Raw genomic sequence first — 641 nt, 5'->3', positions numbered from 1 at the left:
GCACCAACCCATGGTTGACCAGCAACGTATTTGGACTCAACTGGCTCGTATGTCATACATACGTGGTTCAATGGTGTGTACATCAAACCAGTTTTTGGTGAGTAAGCTGCTGGCTGTTGGTCTTTAGTACCCAAAGCAGCTGGGCAAACACCCTTAGCGTTGTAGTCTTGGTGAGTAGAAGCAGTAGCCAGTTTGTTTGGCACACCTGTTTTCAGGTCAACATCAGTTGCCCAGTTAACGAATGGGTGTACTTTTTCAGCAGCTACCAAGGTGCCGTTACCAGCTTGCCATGTGTAGATGAAACCGTTACGGTCATGGTGCCATGCGTAAGTTTTGCCACCTTTGTCGAACAGGATTACTTCGTTAATACCGTCGTAGTCCCACTCGTCGTGTGGAGTCATTTGCATTGCCCATTTAGCCACACCAGTGTCCAAATCACGTGCAGTGATCGTCATGGACCATTTGTTGTCGCCTGGACGTACGTCAGGGTTCCAAACAGATGGGTTACCTGAACCGTAGTATACCAAGTTTGTCTTGGCATCATATGGCCACCAGCCCCATACGGAACCACCACCATGTTGCCAGCCGTCTTTCACAGCTTGTGGTTTCAACCAGGTACGTGTACCCAATTCTTTTTCGCC

At 48.8% G+C, this 641-nt stretch carries 1 pseudogene; it reads right to left on the bottom strand.

From position 1 onward, the window contains the following. Positions 1–641: pseudogene (locus tag ACIDF8_RS14595) on the bottom strand (PQQ-dependent dehydrogenase, methanol/ethanol family); the annotation flags it as partial.

Source organism: Methylophilus sp. 3sh_L (assembly GCF_046766015.1).
GTDB lineage: Bacteria > Pseudomonadota > Gammaproteobacteria > Burkholderiales > Methylophilaceae > Methylophilus.
Note: the sequence above shows the minus strand (reverse complement) of the source record. Positions and strands in the feature narration are given on the sequence as shown.